The sequence below is a fragment of the Methylobacterium sp. E-016 genome (assembly GCF_022829745.1).
Lineage (GTDB): Bacteria > Pseudomonadota > Alphaproteobacteria > Rhizobiales > Beijerinckiaceae > Methylobacterium.
In genome coordinates this window covers 1-1832 of the sequence record NZ_JAKSYF010000036.1, presented here as the reverse complement: position 1 = coordinate 1832, position 1832 = coordinate 1, and the positions used below count along the sequence as shown (strand labels likewise).

1 protein-coding gene is annotated in these 1832 nt (G+C 71.2%); it reads left to right on the top strand.

The window, feature by feature from the left end:
• Positions 1–12 precede the first annotated feature (12 nt).
• A partial coding sequence (dxs, locus tag MKK68_RS02355; protein ID WP_244028458.1) for a 1-deoxy-D-xylulose-5-phosphate synthase occupies positions 13–1832 on the top strand: 1820 nt, incomplete at its 3' end.

Sequence of the window (1832 nt, the reverse complement as noted above, 5' to 3'; positions counted from 1 at the left end):
GCCCCCTCGATTTTGGACGGTTTGTCCGAGACGTCCGCGTTGCGGTTGCTTCCGGAGAGCGATCTCCGGGCGGTGGCGGACGCGGTTCGCTCGGAGATGATCGAGGCCGTGTCGGTGACGGGCGGTCATCTCGGGTCGGGGCTCGGGGTGGTCGAGCTGACGGTGGCGCTGCACCACGTGTTCGACACGCCCGACGACCGGATCGTGTGGGACGTCGGGCACCAGGCGTATCCGCACAAGATCCTGACCGGGCGGCGCGAGCGGATGCGGACGCTGCGCCAGGGCGGCGGGTTGTCGGGCTTCACCAAGCGCTCGGAGAGCGAATACGACCCGTTCGGGGCGGCGCATTCCTCGACCTCGATCTCGGCCGCTTTGGGCATGGCGGTGGCGCGGGACCTGCACGCGGCCTCGGAGAAGGCCAAGGGCCACGCCGAGCCCAAGCGCCGCAACATGATCGCGGTGATCGGGGACGGCTCGATGTCGGCGGGCATGGCCTACGAGGCGATGAACAACGCCGGCGCGCTGCATTCGCGGCTGATCGTGATCCTGAACGACAACGACATGTCGATCGCGCCGCCCGTGGGCGCGATGTCGGCCTACCTGGCGCGGCTGGCGTCGGGCGGGGCGTACCGGGGCCTGCGCGAGACCGCCAAGCAGCTCGGCAAGCTGCTGCCGAAGGCGATCTACCAGCGGGCGGCGCAGGCCGAGGAGTTCGCCCGCGGGCTGATCGTCGGCTCGGGCACGATGTTCGAGGAGATGGGCTTCCACTACGTCGGGCCGGTGGACGGGCACAACCTCGACCACCTGCTGCCGGTGCTGAAGAACGTGCGCGACTCGGAGCAGGGCCCGATCCTGCTGCACGTGGTGACGCAGAAGGGCAAGGGCTACGCGCCGGCGGAGGCGTCGGCCGACCGCTACCACGGCGTGGTGAAGTTCGACGTGCTGTCGGGCGTGCAGACCAAGGCCAAGGCCAACGCCCCGGCCTACACGCGGGTGTTCGGCGAGAGCCTGATCAAGGCGGCGGATGCCGACGACAAGGTGGTGGCGATCACCGCGGCGATGCCGGGCGGCACCGGGATCGACCTGTTCGGCAAGGCGCATCCGGACCGGACCTTCGACGTCGGGATCGCCGAGCAGCACGCGGTGACGTTCGCCGGCGGCCTGGCGACGGAGGGCTACAAGCCGTTCGTGGCGATCTACTCGACCTTCCTGCAGCGGGCCTACGACCAGGTGATCCACGACGTGGCGCTGCAGAATCTGCCGGTGCGCTTCGCGCTGGACCGGGCGGGGCTGGTGGGGGCCGACGGGGCGACGCATGCGGGGGCGTTCGACCTGGCGTACCTGTGCTGCCTGCCGAACATGACGGTGATGGCGGCGGCCGACGAGGCCGAGCTGGTGCACATGGTGGCGACCTGCCACGCGCACGACGACGGCCCGATCGCGCTGCGCTACCCGCGCGGCGAGGGGGTGGGCGTCGAGATGCCGGAGGTGGGCGTTCCGCTGGCGATCGGCCGGGGCCGGATCGTGACGCGGCCCGAGGGCGCGCGGGTGGCGCTGCTGTCGCTGGGCACGCGTCTGTCCGAGGCGCTGAAGGCGGCCGAGACGCTGGAGGCGGCCGGCATCGCGGTGACGGTGGCGGATGCGCGCTTCGCCAAGCCGCTGGACGAGGCGCTGATCCTGGACCTGGCGGCGAGCCACGAGGTTCTGATCACGCTGGAGGAGGGCTCGCGCGGCGGCTTCGGGGCGCAGGTGCTGCACCTGCTGACCGAGCGCGGCGTGCTCGACGCGATGCGGCTGCGGGTGCGCACGATGACCCTGCCCGACAGCTATCA